Annotated in this window: 13 protein-coding genes and 1 riboswitch; of the genes, 6 read left to right on the forward strand and 7 right to left on the reverse strand. The window is 65.3% G+C overall.

What is annotated here, in order from left to right:
- Positions 1-14 precede the first annotated feature (14 nt).
- Complete coding sequence (locus AC1TXO_RS24285) at positions 15-761, forward strand: RsiV family protein (protein WP_486404077.1); 747 nt, start codon at positions 15-17, stop codon at positions 759-761.
- Here the strand turns inward: AC1TXO_RS24285 and cytX are convergent.
- Both cytX and thiC read right to left on the reverse strand, forming a co-directional pair.
- Complete coding sequence (gene cytX / locus AC1TXO_RS24290) at positions 730-2,013, reverse strand: putative hydroxymethylpyrimidine transporter CytX (RefSeq protein ID WP_486404078.1); 1,284 nt, start codon at positions 2,011-2,013, stop codon at positions 730-732. The genes AC1TXO_RS24285 and cytX overlap by 32 nt on opposite strands.
- A gap of 176 nt (positions 2,014-2,189) precedes the next feature.
- Positions 2,190-4,070 (reverse strand): phosphomethylpyrimidine synthase ThiC, encoded by a 1,881-nt coding sequence (thiC, locus tag AC1TXO_RS24295; protein ID WP_486404079.1) that lies wholly within the window; start codon positions 4,068-4,070, stop codon positions 2,190-2,192.
- A 159-nt stretch (positions 4,071-4,229) separates the two neighbouring features.
- Positions 4,230-4,337, reverse strand: a riboswitch (TPP riboswitch).
- 160 nt (positions 4,338-4,497) lie between these two features.
- Between thiC and AC1TXO_RS24300 the strand changes: the two genes are divergently transcribed.
- Positions 4,498-5,934, forward strand: coding sequence for a TolC family outer membrane protein (locus AC1TXO_RS24300; protein WP_486404080.1), 1,437 nt, complete (start codon positions 4,498-4,500; stop codon positions 5,932-5,934).
- Between the two features lie 34 nt (positions 5,935-5,968).
- Here the strand turns inward: AC1TXO_RS24300 and waaA are convergent, their stop codons facing one another.
- Positions 5,969-7,240 (reverse strand): lipid IV(A) 3-deoxy-D-manno-octulosonic acid transferase, encoded by a 1,272-nt coding sequence (waaA, locus tag AC1TXO_RS24305; protein ID WP_486404081.1) that lies wholly within the window; start codon positions 7,238-7,240, stop codon positions 5,969-5,971.
- 43 nt (positions 7,241-7,283) lie between these two features.
- Positions 7,284-8,174, reverse strand: a complete 891-nt coding sequence (locus AC1TXO_RS24310) for a LysR family transcriptional regulator (RefSeq protein WP_486404082.1) — start codon at positions 8,172-8,174, stop codon at positions 7,284-7,286.
- 86 nt (positions 8,175-8,260) lie between these two features.
- Here AC1TXO_RS24310 and AC1TXO_RS24315 point away from each other — a divergent pair, with 86 nt between their 5' ends.
- The 4 genes from AC1TXO_RS24315 (at position 8,261) to AC1TXO_RS24330 (ending at position 11,650) form a co-directional block, all read left to right on the forward strand.
- Positions 8,261-8,593: a DMT family transporter gene (locus AC1TXO_RS24315; RefSeq protein ID WP_486404083.1), complete on the forward strand. Its 333-nt coding sequence runs from the start codon at positions 8,261-8,263 to the stop codon at positions 8,591-8,593.
- Positions 8,594-8,660: 67 nt separating this feature from the next.
- The gene (locus AC1TXO_RS24320) at positions 8,661-9,836 is read left to right on the forward strand and encodes an NAD(P)/FAD-dependent oxidoreductase (protein ID WP_486404084.1); all 1,176 of its coding nucleotides are present in this window, start codon (positions 8,661-8,663) and stop codon (positions 9,834-9,836) included.
- The gene (locus AC1TXO_RS24325; RefSeq protein ID WP_486404085.1) at positions 9,833-10,645 is read left to right on the forward strand and encodes an aldo/keto reductase; all 813 of its coding nucleotides are present in this window, start codon (positions 9,833-9,835) and stop codon (positions 10,643-10,645) included. The genes AC1TXO_RS24320 and AC1TXO_RS24325 overlap by 4 nt, the downstream gene beginning before the upstream one ends.
- 36 nt (positions 10,646-10,681) lie before the next feature.
- Positions 10,682-11,650 (forward strand): metal ABC transporter ATPase, encoded by a 969-nt coding sequence (locus AC1TXO_RS24330; protein ID WP_486404086.1) that lies wholly within the window; start codon positions 10,682-10,684, stop codon positions 11,648-11,650.
- Between the two features lie 43 nt (positions 11,651-11,693).
- Here AC1TXO_RS24330 and hldE read toward each other — a convergent pair whose 3' ends face one another.
- The 3 genes from hldE to AC1TXO_RS24345 form a co-directional block, all read right to left on the reverse strand.
- Positions 11,694-13,115 carry a bifunctional D-glycero-beta-D-manno-heptose-7-phosphate kinase/D-glycero-beta-D-manno-heptose 1-phosphate adenylyltransferase HldE gene (gene hldE / locus AC1TXO_RS24335; RefSeq protein ID WP_486404087.1) on the reverse strand — a complete coding sequence of 474 codons (1,422 nt, stop codon included), beginning with the start codon at positions 13,113-13,115 and terminating at the stop codon, positions 11,694-11,696.
- A 129-nt stretch (positions 13,116-13,244) separates the two neighbouring features.
- Positions 13,245-15,053: a lipid A export permease/ATP-binding protein MsbA gene (gene msbA / locus AC1TXO_RS24340; RefSeq protein ID WP_486404088.1), complete on the reverse strand. Its 1,809-nt coding sequence runs from the start codon at positions 15,051-15,053 to the stop codon at positions 13,245-13,247.
- A gap of 15 nt (positions 15,054-15,068) precedes the next feature.
- Complete coding sequence (locus AC1TXO_RS24345) at positions 15,069-16,244, reverse strand: O-antigen ligase family protein (protein ID WP_486404089.1); 1,176 nt, start codon at positions 16,242-16,244, stop codon at positions 15,069-15,071.
- Between the last annotated feature and the right edge of the window lie 48 nt (positions 16,245-16,292).

Below are 16,292 nucleotides of genomic sequence, written 5' to 3' on the forward strand. Positions count from 1 at the left end.
CTGCAAGGATCACCATGACGCTCGTCAAAATGACCGCCGTCGCCCTGCTGGCGTTGACCCTCGGCGCCTGCCAGAGCCTGTTCACGCCCAACTATCGCGCGCCGCTCGAGGTCAAGCGCGAAGCCTGGGAGCACGTCAAGCCCGGTTGCAGCGAGCGCGATTGCCCGCTGGTCAACATCGACACCGTGCACTTCCCCACGGCGCCCAAGCTTGACGCCCTCGTCGAGCGCCGCCTGCTGCAACTGACCGAAGACAACCAGCGCGGTACCACGCCCACCACACTGCAGCAGTACGAACAGCAGTACCTGGCCAACGCGCAACTGCGCAACAGCAGCTACCTGCAGGCCAAGGTACGCGAGCAGCATGACGGACTGGTGATCGTCGAGCTGTCCAGCTACCTGGACAGCGGCGGCGCCCACGGCATGCCCGGGCGTGCCTTCATCAACTATTCACGCAAGCAGGACAAGGTACTGACGCTCCAGGACATGCTGGTGCCCGGCCAGGAGGACACCTTCTGGAAGACCGTCGAGGAATCCCACCGCGCCTGGCTGATCAGCACCGGCATGGACAAGGATGCCGAGTTCGTGAAGACCTGGCCGTTCAAGAAGTCGCCGCACATCGCCCTGACGTACGGCGCGGTGGTGGTCAAGTACGAGGTCTACGCGATCGCGCCCTACTCCATGGGCCACGTCGAGCTGAAGATCCCCTACCCGCGCCTGAACGGCGTGATCAAGCCTGAGCTGTTTCCCGGCCGCGGATAATACCGAGTACGCCGTATAGCCCACCTGCCAGCAGCAATGCTGGCAGCGTCGCGCCCAACTCCGGTGCCTCGTGCGCCAGCAGGTGATAGACCACCACCCCCGCCAGCCAGGCCAGCAATGCCGGCCAGTGCAGCGCCTGTACCCGCTGCGGCAGGCGTCGACGGCGGATCACGAAGTGATCCATCAGCACCACGCCGAACAGCGGCGCGAACACCGAACCGATCAGCAGCAGGAAGTTCTGGTACTGCGCAAGCGGCGCCAGCAATGCGACCAGGGTGCACAGCAGGCCGATGGCCAGGGCCAGGTGCTCGACCTTGAGCTTGACCAGCAGTCCCGTGGACACGGCCGCCGAATGAATGTCGGCGAAGGCGTTCTCCGACTCGTCGAGCAGAATCAGCAACAGCGGAATGCCGAGCCCGGCGCCGGCCAGCGCCAGCAGCAGGGCGTTCACTTCACCGCTCGGGGCGAACGCCAGGGTGTAGGCCACGCCCAGGCTCATCAGCCAGGCATTGCCGATGAAAAAGCCCAGTGCCGTACCACCGAACACGCGGCTGGCCCTCGCGCCGAAACGCGAGTAGTCGGCGATCAGCGGCAGCCACGACAGCGGCATGGCGATGACGATGTCGAAACCTACCGCCAGCGACAGCGAGCCATCACCTGGGCGACGCCAGAGGTCGGCAAGCTCGGCCTTGGCGAACAGGTTCCAGGTCAGCCACAGGCAGGCACCGAGCAGCAGCCAGATCCCCCACTTGCGCAACACCTTGCGCACGAAGGCCAGCGGCCCGCTGACCGCCAGCAGGGTCGCCAGCGCGCCGAAGCACAGGGTCCACAGCAGCGGGCTGTTCCAGGCACTGTCTTCGCCGAAGGTACGGGCGCCCAGCAAGCTGGCGGCATCGCGCATGACGATGATCTCGAACGACCCCCACCCCACCAGTTGCAGCAGGTTGAGCAGCGCCGGCAAGCGCGCGCCATGACGCCCCAGGGACAGCCGCAGACCAGCCATCGCAGAAAGGCCGGTATCGCTGCCGGTCACCCCGACCGCCGCCAGCAGCAGCACCCCGACCGCAGTACCGAGCACGATCGCCAGCACCGAGCCGGCCAGGCCCAGGCCCGGCGCAAGCAAGGCGCCGACCTGCAGCACCATCAGGCCGATGCCGAGGGAAAACCACAGCGAGAACAGGTCACGGGCGCCGAACAGGCGCTGGCTGGACGGGACCGGATGGTCAGGGGAGAAGTGGCTGGGGGTGGTCATGGACGTGCTCGCCAAGAAGGTTGGGCTGTCTGGTAAAGCTGGCGGCCCTGTCGCGGGCAAGCCGCTCCTACAGATTCAGCAGAGAACCGGTAGGAGCGGGCTTGCCCGCGAAAGGGCCGACCGCCTCGATACAACTGCAACGGCAGAATGGCTCACCGCCATCCTGCCGGCATCACTTACACCTTGTGGTAAAGCTGGCTGCCTTCCTGGCGGAAGCGCTCGGCCTGCTCGCGCATGCCCTGCTCGGCCGTGACGTCGACGGTCTCGATCTTCGCGGCGTACTCGCGCACTTCCTGGGTGATCTTCATCGAGCAGAACTTCGGCCCGCACATCGAGCAGAAGTGCGCAACCTTGGCCGACTCCTTGGGCAGGGTCTCGTCGTGGAAGGCGCGCGCGGTGTCCGGGTCAAGGCCAAGGTTGAACTGGTCTTCCCAGCGGAACTCGAAGCGCGCCTTGGACAGTGCGTTGTCGCGGATCTGCGCGCCCGGGTGGCCCTTGGCAAGGTCGGCGGCATGTGCAGCGATCTTGTAGGTGATGATGCCGGTCTTGACGTCATCCTTGTTCGGCAGGCCCAGGTGCTCCTTGGGCGTGACGTAGCAAAGCATGGCGCAGCCGAACCAGCCGATCATCGCCGCGCCGATGCCCGAGGTGATGTGGTCGTAGCCCGGTGCGATGTCGGTGGTCAGCGGACCGAGGGTATAGAACGGCGCCTCGTCGCAGCACTCGAGCTGCTTGTCCATGTTTTCCTTGATCAGCTGCATCGGCACGTGGCCCGGGCCTTCGATCATGCACTGCACGTCGTGCTTCCAGGCGATCTTGGTCAGCTCGCCGAGGGTTTCCAGCTCACCGAACTGGGCAGCGTCGTTGGCGTCGGCGATCGAGCCCGGACGCAGGCCGTCACCCAGCGAGAAGCTGACGTCGTAGGCCTTCATGATTTCGCAGATCTCGTCGAAATGCGTGTAGAGGAAATTCTCCTTGTGATGCGCCAGGCACCACTTGGCCATGATCGAGCCACCACGGCTGACGATACCGGTGACGCGCTTGGCGGTCAGCGGCACGTAGCGCAGCAGTACGCCGGCATGGATGGTGAAGTAGTCCACGCCCTGTTCGGCCTGTTCGATCAGGGTGTCGCGGAACAGCTCCCAGGTCAGGTCCTCGGCGACGCCACCGACCTTTTCCAGGGCCTGGTAGATCGGCACGGTGCCGATCGGCACCGGCGAGTTGCGGATGATCCACTCGCGGGTCTCGTGGATGTGCTTGCCGGTGGACAGGTCCATGACCGTGTCCGAGCCCCAGCGGATACCCCAGGTGAGCTTGGCCACCTCTTCCTCGATCGAGGAACCCAGGGCGCTGTTGCCGATGTTGCCGTTGATCTTCACCAGGAAGTTGCGGCCGATGATCATCGGCTCGAGCTCGGTGTGGTTGATGTTGGCGGGGATGATCGCGCGGCCACGGGCGATCTCTTCACGCACGAATTCGGCGGTGATCTCCTTCGGGATGCTGGCGCCGAAGCTGTGGCCGGCGTGCTGCTGGTCGAGCAGGCCGGCGGCGCGGGCTTCCTGCAGCTTCATGTTCTCGCGGATGGCGACGTATTCCATCTCGGCGGTGATGATGCCCTGGCGTGCGTAGTGCATCTGCGAAACGTTGGCACCGGCCTTGGCGCGGCGCGGGTTGCGCACGTGGGCGAAACGCAGCTTGGCAAGCTCGGCGTCGTTGAGCCGCTGCTGGCCGAAGTTCGAGCTCAGGCCCTGCAGGCGCTCGGTGTCGCCACGCGCGTCGATCCAGGCCGAACGCACATCGCCCAGGCCCTTGCGCACATCGATGATGACGTCGGGATCGGTATAGGGGCCGGAGGTGTCATAGACCAGCACCGGGGCGTTCTTCTCGCCGCCGAAGTCGGTGGGGGTGTCGTGCAGGCTGATCTCGCGCATGGGCACGCGGATGTCCGGGCGCGAACCCTGGACGTAGACCTTGCGCGAATTGGGCAGAGGTTGCACGGACTGCTGGTCGACTTTGGCCGACTCGCTCAGGCTGATCGCTTTTTCTTGTTTACTCATCACAGGCTCTCCAGACAGCTTCCTAGCGGGCGGAATGTCGGGGAGAACCTGAAAGGCGCGGACGCACCCCTTGGATGGAGTGCAGTGCCGGATACATGGGGTGCCTTGGCTGCATGACAGCACTGACATTCCCGGACCTGGCACAAGAGGCTCCCCGGGAAGGCGAGCAATCTTGTTCCCTACGCAGGCGCTAACCTGATCAGGTTCAACGGGATCCGGAAACTCTCCGATCTCAGCCTTCGATTCAAGGCACCCCGACAAGAACTTGCGCAGTCTAGACTGGAGTGGTCGGCAAAGCCAAGCGCGCAGATGCGTGCAAGACGAAAGGCGCAACGTGCCGATTGTTGCTGGCTGCGCGCGGCACTACACTGGCGCATCGCTCGATACTCAACAGTTCAGAAATTAAAACTCGTACAAGGATTGCCCTATGCTGCGCAAACTTTCACTGGCGATTGCCGTGTCTTGTGCGTCCAACGGCGTGGTCTGGGCAGCGGATGTGCCCACGACGGTGAAGACCGACCTGGTCAGCGTCTACCAGGAAGCGGTGAACAACAACGCCGACCTCGCCGCTGCCCGCGCCGACTATGGCGCCCGCCGCGAAGTGGTGCCCCAGGCCAGGGCCGGGCTGCTGCCAAACCTGTCCGCCGGCGCAGAAATGATGAGCACCCGTACCAAGCTGGACGAGCCTTCGGTCACCTCCAACCGCAGCGGCAACAGCTGGAGCGCCACGCTTTCGCAGCCGATCTTCCGCGCCGACCGCTGGTTCCAGCTGCAGGCCGCCGAGGCGGTGAACGAGCAGGCGGCGCTGGAACTGTCGGCCACCGAGCAGAACCTGATCCTGCAGAGCGCCGAGAACTACTTCGCGGTGCTGCGCGCCCAGGACAACCTGGCCTCGACCAAGGCCGAGGAAGCCGCCTTCAAGCGCCAGCTCGACCAATCCAACGAGCGCTTCGACGTCGGGCTCTCCGACAAGACCGACGTGCTACAGTCCCAGGCCAGCTACGATACCGCCCGCGCCAACCGGATCATCGCCGAGCGCCAGGTGCAGGACGCCTTCGAAGCCCTGGTGACCCTGACCAACCGTGAATACGGATCGCTCCAGGGCGTGGTTCACAGCCTGCCGGTGCAGGTGCCGGCGCCCAACGACGCCAAGGCCTGGGTCGAGACCGCCGCGCGGCAGAACCTCAACCTGCTGGCAACCAACCACGCCGTCGATGCCGCCGAGGAAACCCTGCGCCAGCGCAAGGCCGGCCACGCCCCGACCCTCGATGCCGTGGCGCGCTACCAGAAAGGCGACAACGACAACCTCGGTTTCACCAACCCGGCGCCGCAACCCGGCGTGCGTTACGGCGGCGACGTCGAGCAGACCAGCATCGGCCTGCAACTGAACATCCCGATCTACAGCGGCGGCCTGACCAGCTCGCAGGTGCGTGAAGCCTACGCCCGCCTGAACCAGAGCGAGCAGCAACGCGAAAGCCTGCGCCGCCAGGTGGTGGAGAACACCCGCAACCTGCACCGCGCGGTCAATACCGATGTGGAGCAGGTGCAGGCTCGCAAGCAGTCGATCATTTCCAACCAGAGCGCACTGGAAGCCACCGAGATCGGCTACCAGGTCGGCACCCGCAATATCGTCGACGTGCTCGACGCCCAGCGCCAGCTCTACACCTCGGTGCGCGACTACAACAACAGCCGCTACGACTACATCCTCGACAACCTGCGCCTGAAGCAGGCCGCAGGCACCTTGAGCCCGCAGGACCTGCAGGACCTGGGGCGCTATCTGAAAGCCGACTACAACCCGGACAAGGACTTCCTGCCACCGGATCTGGCGGCGGCAGCGGCGAAGAACTTCGAGCGACGCCCCTGAATGAGGTAGCCTGGGCTCGCCCGCCAGGGTGAGCTCAGTGCAACAGCCGCCCCAGCGCTTCCAGCAAGCGCTGCAAGGCCCCCTGGTTGGCCTGCATCACCGCCTTGCCCGCCTCGCCCATGCGCCGACCGTCCTGCGGCAGTTCGATCAGGCGGCGCACTGCGGTCGTCAGCCCCTCGACATCGTCCACCTGCTGCAACGCGCCTGCCTCACGCAGCATCGCGCTGATTTCGAGGAAGTTGAACACGTGCGGGCCGGTGATGACCGGCAAGGCCAGCGCTGCCGGCTCCAGCGGGTTGTGCCCACCGGTGGGGACCAGGCTGCCACCGACGAAAGTAATATCCGCCAGGGCGTAGAGGAACATCAGCTCGCCCATGGTATCGCCAAGCAGGACTTGCACCTGACCGTCCACCGCGGCCCCCGAAGAGCGGCGCACCGTGCTGAACCGCTCGCTGCACAGGGCATGCACCGCATCGAAGCGCTCGGGATGACGCGGCACCAGAATCAGCAACGCATCGCCATGGGCCTGCAACAGGCGCCGATGCGCCTCGAGGACCAACGCATCCTCGCCTTCGTGGGTGCTGGCGGCAATCCATACCGGACGCTGGGTGGCGCCCCAGCGCTGGCGGAGCTCACGCGCACGTGGCAGGAGTTGATCGTCCACCTTCAGGTCGAACTTGATCGAGCCGGTCACCTGCACGCACTGCGCACGGGCTCCCAGGCTGCGGAATCGCTCGGCCTCGGTTTCGGTCTGCACGGCGATCAGGCTCATTTCCTCGAGCATGGGCCGGGTCAGCCCGGCGAAGCGCGCATAGCCGCGCGCCGAACGCTGCGACAGCCGCGCGTTGGCCAGGGCCACCGGAATACCACGCCTGGCGCACTGGTGGATATGGTTGGGCCACAGCTCGGTTTCCATGATGATGCCCAGCGTGGGGCGCACATGGTCGAGGAAGCGCCCCGCCGCCCAGGGCAGGTCGTAAGGCAGGTAGCAATGCTGGACCCGCGGCTCGTGCGCAAACATCGCGCGAATGCGCTCGGAGCCGGTCGGGGTCATGCAGGTGAGGGTCACCGGCAAGTGGGGGTAAGCCTTGAGCAACGCCTTGACCAGCGGCGCCGCAGCGATGCTTTCACCCACCGACACCGCATGTACCCAGATACCGCCCTGGCGCATGGCCGGCAGCCCCCAGGCGAAGCGTTCGGCGATGCGCTGGCGGTAGGCCGGCGCCTTGCGCCCGCGCAGGAACAGGCGCAGCGCGACCAGCGGCAGGCCCAGGTGAAACAGCAAGGTGTAGAGGGTTCTGTTCATGGCGGCGCAGTTTACTAGGATCCACAAGAAAAGGCCTGTCGGCCTAGCCGATTGCCCGCAGGTGCACGGCAAAACGTTCGGCCAGCCACTGGGCAGCCGGCCCCAGTGGCTCGTCGCGCCGCCACGCCAGCTCGGCGACCAGCGCGGGCGGGCGCCATTCGCTGTCGAGCTCGACCATGTGCGCCTGGTAGGTCGGATACTGCACCACATGCCGTGGCAGCCAGGCCCATCCCAGGCCGCGCATCAGCAGTTCGGCCATGACGTAGAAGCTGTCGGCGCGCCACACCTGGGCGCTGACCGGCTCCCCGCCCGGGTAGTCGCTGTCCTGCGGGGCGATCAGCAACTGCCGGTGCCGCGCCAGCTGCTGGCAGGTGACCCGCCCGACATGGGCCAGCGGATGATGCGCAGCACACACCGTGACCATCTCGACACTGCCCAAGGTGCGACGCTCCAGCGAGTCGGGAATGCTTTCGTGGTGGAAGAACAAGCCCAGGTCCGCCCGCCGCCCGACCAGCTTGCGCGCCACGTCGCCCTGTGCGCCACTGGCCAGTTGCACTTGGAGAAAGGGAAACTGGCTGGCCAGTTCGTCGAGGCTGTCGATCACCGGCTGGTAGGGCATGGCTTCGTCCTGGGCCACCCGTAACAGCGGCTCCTGGCCGCGCATCAAGGCCTGGGCGCGACCGTCGAGCCGCTCGCACTGACGCAACAGCTCCTGGGCGTCACGCAACAAGGCTTCGCCACTTTCGGTCAGGCGCGGCTGGCGCCCGCTGCTGCGCTCGAACAGCACTACGCCCAGGTCTGCCTCGAGCAGCGCGATGGCATTGCTCACGGCCGACTGCGCCTTGTGCTGGGCGCGGGCCACCGCGGAAAACGAGCGCAGCTCGGCGACCTGCACAAAGACCCGCAACTGTTCAAGGTTCCACTGCTCGGCCATCAGCCTATCTCCAGAATCGATAGGTAATGACTTTACCGCAACCAGGAAAAATCTAGAATGCCCGTCCAGTAACGGAGAATCCCATCATGAATGCCTACACCTACCTCGCCATCGCCATCTGCGCCGAAGTCATCGCCACCGCCTCGATGAAAGCGGTGAAGGGCTTGAGCACCCCCTTGCCGTTGCTGCTGATGGTATGCGGCTACGCGGTTGCCTTCTGGATGCTCACCCTGGTGGTGCGCAGCATTCCGGTCGGCATCGCCTACGCGATCTGGTCGGGGCTGGGGATCGTGCTGATCAGCGTGGCCGCGCTGGTGATCTACGGCCAGAAGCTCGACCTGCCGGCCATGCTCGGCATGGCGATGATCGTCGGCGGGGTGGTGGTGATCCAGGTGTTCTCCAGGACCGCAGGGCATTGATCGACAGGCACCATTGCCGACCACGGGCTGTATACTGGGCAATCGTTCCAGTCTTCGAGGTGCCCGCATGCCATCTGCCATTTCCACTGACGTACTGATCGTCGGCGCCGGGGTCGCTGGCCTCTGGCTCAACGCCCGGCTGCGCCGCCTGGGCTATTCGACAGTACTGGTGGAACGCGCCAGCCTCGGTGGCGAACAGACCATCAAGTCCCAGGGCATCATCCATGGCGGCACCAAGTACGCCCTGCACGGTGCCCTGAGCGGCGCCTCGGAGGCCATCGCCGACATGCCACGGCGCTGGCGCGAGGCACTGGCAGGCAGCGGCGAGCTGGACCTGCGCGACACCCGCCTGCTGTCCGATGCCCACTACCTCTGGTCGCCCGGCACCCTGGCCGGCAACCTCACCAGCTTCTTCGCCAGCAAGGCCGTGCGCGGCCGGGTCGACCAGGTCAAGGGCGACCAGTTGCCGCCAGCCCTGCAGGACCGGGCGTTCAAGGGCAAGGTCTACCGCCTGGCCGAGCTGGTCATCGATGTGCCGAGCCTGCTCGGCAACCTGGCGCAACTGGCCGGTGACAGCCTGCTGGCCGGCGAGCGGATCGAACCGCTGCACGAAGGCGCTGCCCTGGTCGGCCTCAAGGTCGATGGCCGCGAGATCCGCGCCCAGCGCATCGTGCTCAGTGCTGGCGGCGGCACCGAAGCGCTGCTGCAGGCCCTCGGCCTGAGCCAGCCGGCCCAGCAACGTCGACCGCTGCACATGGTGCTGGCCAAGGGCCCCAACCTCAAGCCGCTGTACGCCCACTGCCTGGGCGGCGGGCCCAAGCCACGTATTACCGTGACCACTCACCCCGCCGCCGATGGCCAGTGGGTGTGGTACCTGGGTGGCGATCTGGCCGAAGCCGACGGCGTGGCCCGCGAGCCAGCGGCGCAGATTGCTGCGGCGCAGAAGGAAATCGCCAGCCTGCTGCCCTGGGTCGACCAGGCCCAGGTACGCTGGGCCACGCTGCGCGTCGACCGCGCCGAGCCTGCGCAGTCGGGGCTGGTGCGTCCGGACAACGCATTCCTCAGCGAACAGGAGCGCTTGCTGGTCGGCTGGCCGACCAAGCTGGCCCTGGCCCCGGACTTCGCCGACCGCGTGCTGGCCGCCTTGGAGCGCGACGCTATCCGCCCAGGCGCCCAGGCCGACCTTTCCGGACTGCCCCGCCCGCCCCTGGGCATTCCAGCCTGGGAGCAACTGCTGCCATGAGCCTGCCGACCCTGCATGGATTGCATCGCCCGCTGGGCAGCACCGGCCTGATGGTCTCGCCGCTGGGGCTGGGCACGGTCAAGCTCGGCCGCGACCAGGGCGTGAAATACCCCACGGGCTTCACTATCCCCGGCGACGACGAGGCGCGCCTGCTGCTGTCGCAGGCCCGCGAACTGGGTATCAACCTGATCGACACTGCGCCGGCCTACGGTCGCAGCGAGGAGCGGCTTGGCCCACTGCTGCGCGGCCAGCGCGAAGACTGGATCATCGTCAGCAAGGTAGGCGAGGAGTTCGAGGATGGTCAGTCACGTTTCGACTTCAGTGCAGCCCACACCCGTCGCTCGGTCGAACGCAGCCTCAAGCGTCTGGAAACCGACCGCATCGAACTGGTGCTGGTACATTCCGACGGCAATGACCTGGAAATACTCGAGCAACAGGAGGTCTACCAGACCCTCGCCGCCCTCAAGCAGGAAGGCAAGATCCTCGGCTACGGCCTGTCCGGCAAGACCGTCGCCGGCGGCCTGAAAGCCCTGGAACAGGGCGACTGCGCCATGGTCACCTACAACCTCAACGAGCAGGCGGAACGCCCGGTCCTGGACTACGCTGCCGAACACGGCAAGGCCATCCTGGTGAAGAAGGCCCTGGCCAGCGGGCATGCCTGCCTGTCTGCAGGCGTCGATCCGGTACAGGCCAGCTTCGAGTTGCTGTTCGCCCACCCAGGGGTGAGCAGTGCTATTGTCGGCACCATCAATCCGCTGCACCTGGCCCACAACGTGGCCACCGTCGCCCGTATCCTGGGCCAGGCCTGAGCCGCCCACGCGGCGCCGAACGCAAGGAGGAGCCTCGTGGCGCGTACGCTGATCCGCAAGAACCCGAGCAACTTCAAGACCCTGCCGCTGCATGTCGAAGCCACCCCCGAACGCCTGAGCTACCAGGGCATCGGCATGCCGCTGAACTTCGCCCAGACCCTGCAACGGCGCAAGGCCATCCAGGTGGATGACAGCGAGCGCTTCGTCATCGAGCTGGCCAACCTTGGCGTGTCGGTACGCCTGACCCTCAACTGGCAGAACCGCGACTACTGGGTGCTGGTGCGCCAGCGTCGGCAGGATCGCGGCGATGTGGTGCTCAAGCTGATCTCAGGGTACGTGCCGGCCCAGGAACTGAACCTGCCGCTGCATACCGCCATCCAGGAAGTGGCCGAGGAGTGCCTGCTGGAAACACCGGAAGGCTGGTTGGGTGGACGCTTCAACGACACCTGGCTGCCGGCGCCCTACGCCGCCGCACTGCATTATCGCGAGGCCCTGCCCTTTGTCCTCAGCCCTGCTTCCGGCGCCGCGCGCCCGGTGCATTGTGGCAACCTGATGCTGCTCGAGCGACCCAGGGCCTATGTCCACCTGCCCACCGCCTCGCTGCAACTGATCTACGACCTGCGCCTGCAAGTGCCCCGGGAGGCCAAGTCGCTGAGCCTGTTCCATGTCGACGAACGCCTCGAAGGCGACCAACTGGTGGCACGGCTCAACCGCAAGCGACCCGACCTGTACCTGATGCCACTGACGGACGGCAAACCGGTTGCCGAGCTGTACACCCTCAAGAAAGACCAGTTGATTCCGGCAAGCACGCGAGGGCTGTACCTGGCCGAGAGCTTCGCTCGCCAGGATGGCTGGGTGGTGAAGGATGAGCGGGTGCGCTGGAAGGAATGGGTGAAGCAGCAAGGCCTGGTGGAGAACAAACCGGACAAACCGTCACACCTGCAGCGCTTCAGCGACAAGGCGCGGGCGTTGTTGCAGCGGGCACGGACCACGCTGCACAAGTAGAGGCGGCTCCTGCTGACGCAAGACCGCCCCCAAAACGGGCGTGTCAGTGCTTGCGGATCTTCTCGACGATCGCCGTGGTCGAGCTGTTCTCCACCAGCCCCAGCACTTTCACCGTGCCGCCGTAGGCTTTGACGATGTCGGCACCGACCACCTGGTCGATCCCGTAGTCGCCGCCCTTGACCAGCACATCAGGCTTGACCTGGCGCAGCAGGTTCTCGGGCGTGCCCTCGGGGAAGCTGATGACCCAGTCCACCGCGCCCAGGCCGGCGAGTACCGCCATGCGGCGATCGACGCTGTTGATCGGCCGCCCAGGCCCTTTCAGGCGGCTCACCGAGGCATCGTCGTTGATCGCGACGATCAGCCGGTCGCCCTGGGCTCGCGCCTGCTCCAGGTAGGTGACGTGACCGGCATGGAGGATATCGAAGCAGCCATTGGTGAACACGATGCGCTCGTTGTGCGCACGCGCGTCATCGATGGCCAGCAGCAGTTGCTCGAGCCCCAGCACACCGCGCTCGGAGCCCTCTTCGCGCTGGATTGCCCGACGCAGTTCCGGTGCACTGATGGCCGCAGTACCGAGTTTGCCGACAACGATACCGGCCGCCAGGTTGGCCAGGGCCACCGCGTGCGGCAGGTCTTCGCCAGCAGCGATGGCCGCAGCCAGGGTGGAGATCACCGTGTCGCCTGCGCCGGTGACGTCGAACACCTCGCGGGCACGCGCCGGCAGGTGCAGGGCCGGGTGACCGGTGCGCAGCAGGGTCATGCCATGCTCGCCACGGGTGACCAGCAACGCCCCCAGGTCGAGGTCTTCGAGCAACTGCAGGCCCTTGGCGACCAGCTCGGCCTCGTCGGCACAGCGACCGACGATGGTCTCGAACTCGCTGAGGTTGGGGGTGATCAGGCTCGCACCACGGTAGATGGAGAAGTCCTTGCCCTTGGGATCGGCCAGAACCGGAATGCCCTTGCTGCGAGCAGCCTGGATCAGGGACTGATGGTTCTTCAGGGCGCCCTTGCCGTAGTCCGACAGCACCAGCACCTTGACGCCCTCGAGCAGCACGTCGACCTCGGCGCCCAGCGACAGCGGGTCGGTGGCGAAAGGCTCTTCGAAGTCGATACGCAGCAACTGCTGGTGCCGGCTCATCACTCGCAGCTTGACGATGGTCGGCTGGTGCGCGATGCGCTGGAAGATCGAACGGACGCCCGCAGCCTGCAGGCTGTTGGCCAAACTATCAGCAGCCTCGTCCTGACCGGTGACGCCCACCAGCGAGGCCGGCGCGCCGAGGGCAGCGATGTTCAGGGCAACGTTGGCCGCGCCGCCGGGTCGGTCCTCGATCTGGTCGACCTTGACCACAGGCACTGGCGCTTCCGGCGAGATACGCGAAGTACCGCCATGCCAGTAGCGGTCGAGCATCACATCGCCAACCACCAGTACCGGGGCTTGATCGAAACGCGGCATGGACAACTTCATGGGCAACCCATATGGAAAAATGAACAGGGGCAGGATATTAGCACACGGCAGACGGCGCCTTTAACGCCAACTTCCATGGAGACAATTCCAGTGACAATCGGGGCGCGTACGCCCCGTTTCATGAGGGTTTCAGGTGATGTCGGCCTTGTCCGGCTCGTCGAGCCCCATGGCGTGCAGGCGGGCATAATGGCCATTGGCCTCAAGCAGCTCGGCATGGGTGCCACGCTCGACCAGGCGGCCCTGGTCCATGACCAAGATGAGGTCGGCCTTCTCGATGGTCGACAGGCGGTGGGCGATCACCAGGGTGGTGCGACCTTGCATCACGTGGTCGAGCGCGGCCTGGATGTGTCGCTCCGACTCGGTGTCCAGCGCCGAGGTCGCCTCGTCGAGGATCAGCAGCGGTGCGTTCTTCAGCAGCGCCCTGGCGATTGCCAGGCGCTGGCGCTGACCGCCGGACAGCAGCACGCCGTTCTCGCCCACTTCGGTGTCGAAGCCTTGCGGCAACTGGTCGACGAACTCCTTGGCATAGGCATCGGCCGCCGCCGCCTCGATGGCCTCGCGAGGTGCACCTGCGAGGTCGCCGTAGGCGATGTTGTTGGCCACGGTGTCGTTGAACAGCGTGACGTGCTGGGTCACCTGGGACACATGTCGACGCAGGTTGCGCAGGCGATAGTCCTCGATCTCCACGCCATCGAGCAGGATCTCGCCCTTGGTGTGGTGATAGAAGCGCGGAATCAGCGCCGCCAGCGTGGACTTGCCACTGCCGGAGCGGCCGACCAGGGCGATCATCTGCCCGGGCTCGGCGACAAAGCTGATGTCGCTCAGCACCTGACGCTCGGTGCCGGGATAGGTGAAGCTCAGGTTGCGCACCTCGAGACGGCCCTCGACCCGCTCCTTCTCCACCGTACCGCTGTCGACCTCGGGCTTCTCGTCGAGCTGCTCGAAGATGCTCTCGGCGCCGGCCAGGCCTTTCTGGATGGTCGAGCTGACCTCGGAAAGCTGGCGGATAGGCTTGGGCAGCAAGCCAGCAGCGGTGATGTAGGCCACCAGGTCACCGGCCGAGGCATCGCCGCGCAGGAACAGCACCAGGAACATCAACGCCGCCATGGCGCTGTAGATCACCAGTTGCAGCGCAGGCGTGTACAGTGCGCCGGTCTTGTTCATGCGCAGCTGCTTGTCGGTATTGCTCTGGCTGGCATTGCGGAAGCGCCGCTCTTCATAGGCTTCGCCGCCGAAGCTGCGCACCACGCGGTAACCCTGGATGGTTTCCGAGGCGACGTGGGTGACGTCGCCCATCGCCACCTGGATCTTCTTGCTCTGCTTGCGGAATTTCTTGCTGGCGGTGCTCACCATCACCGCGATCACCGGCAGGATCGCCACCATCACCAAGGTGAGTTTCCAGTTCATCCACATCAGGTAGACGAACAGGAACACCACGGTCAGGCCTTCGCGGATCACCACCTTGATCGCATCGGTGGCGGCGCCGGTGACCATGGTCACGTTGAAGGTGATGCGCGATATCAGGTGTCCGGAATTGTGCGTGTCGAAGTAGCGGTTGGGCAGTACCAGCAGCTTGTTGAACAGTTCCAGGCGCAGGTCGTGGACCAGGCAGAGCGAAACCTTGGCCAGGTAGTAGTTACCCAGGAACGAACCCAGCCCTTGCCAGGCGGCGATCAGAATGATCAGCAGCGGCACTGCCTGCAGCAGTTGCAGGTCGCGCAGGTACGGCACATTGGGAAACAATACCGCTTGAGGATCGCTCAGGCCATCGACGAAATATTTGAGAATTCCGGCCAGCATCGGCTGGGTCGAGGCGAAGATCACGAAACCGACAATGCTCAGCAGGAAAATGCCGATGTAGGGTTTCACGTAGCCCAGCAGCCTGAAATAGATCTTCAGGCTGGTGGGGTTCTCCGCCGTTCGCGGTGTTTCGGCCATCATCGAGCTCGCTGTTCAGGTTGAACCGGAAATTTTACCACAGGCTTTCCGCTCGGCACCCACCCACGGCAACATCATCGCCAGGCCGACCGGCAACCAGCTGATGAACCACTCGGCGCGGGGCGTACCGGTCAGGCTCGCGGCATCGAGTTGCATGGCTACGCTGGAGAACACCCACACCCCCAGGGCCAGCTTGCCCAGCACAGTATCGCGGGCGCGCAGGATTTCGCGCAGGGCGCAGAGCCAGACGGCCACCCACAGCAGCATCCCAGGCACACCCAGTTCCACGGCGACGTGCGTGAGCATGTTGTGGGTGTGGTCGAACTCGATGCCCAGCGCCTGTACCCGATAGAAAGCGCCCAGACCAAGGCCTGTCCAGGGATGCTGCGCGATCATCTGCAAGGAAGACTCGAAGATCTCGGGGCGATAGGATGAGCCGCGCTGCATGGCCAGGTCATGGAACAGGTAGAGTGTCAGCGCCGTGAGCAGCAGAGCCAGCGACGCAAAGAGCTTGCTCGACCGATCACGCATCCACAACGGCGCCAGCAGCACGCTGAACAGCAGCGCAACGCCGGCCCCACGGCTCTGACACAAGGCAATGAAGCCGCCCAGGCACGTCAGCGCGAGCACCCAGCCCAACTGCAACAGACGCTGGCGCGGCTGGTCATGAAGCATTGCCACCGCCAGGATACCCACCACATAGGCCCCCAGGATCGGGTGGCTGATCTCGCCGATACCTTCAAGGCGCGTCATCCACGGATTGGCAGCAACATGATAGAAGCGGTAGATCGACACCAGCGCAGCGACCGCCATCAGTGCCCCGCCAATGCGCAACAGCAAACGCATACGCTGGGCGCCCAACTGTGCCAGCAGCGGGAAGGCCATCAGGAACAACAGGATGTACACCAGGCGCTTGCCCTCACGCCCACCCTCTTCGGTGGACGACCACACCAGGCTCAGCCCGCCCCAGGCCAACAGCAGCGCGATCGTGCACCACAGCAGCGGCTGACGGCGCCAGCCCTCGACGAACAGGTGGCGGGCAGGCCAGGCGAGCAGCAGTGTCGGCAACCAGAGAAACAGTATCAGGCCTTGCTGGTAGAGCTTGTTGCTGGGTGCCAGGGCAATCGCCGCCAGGAACCAGGCAAAACCGAATCCTAGCCAAGCCTGCGCCCAGCGTTTTTCATGCAACATCCCTTCCCCCCGATCAGTCCGACGACACCGTCATGGTGCTAACACGTT

This window comes from Pseudomonas sp. FA117 (assembly GCF_057370475.1).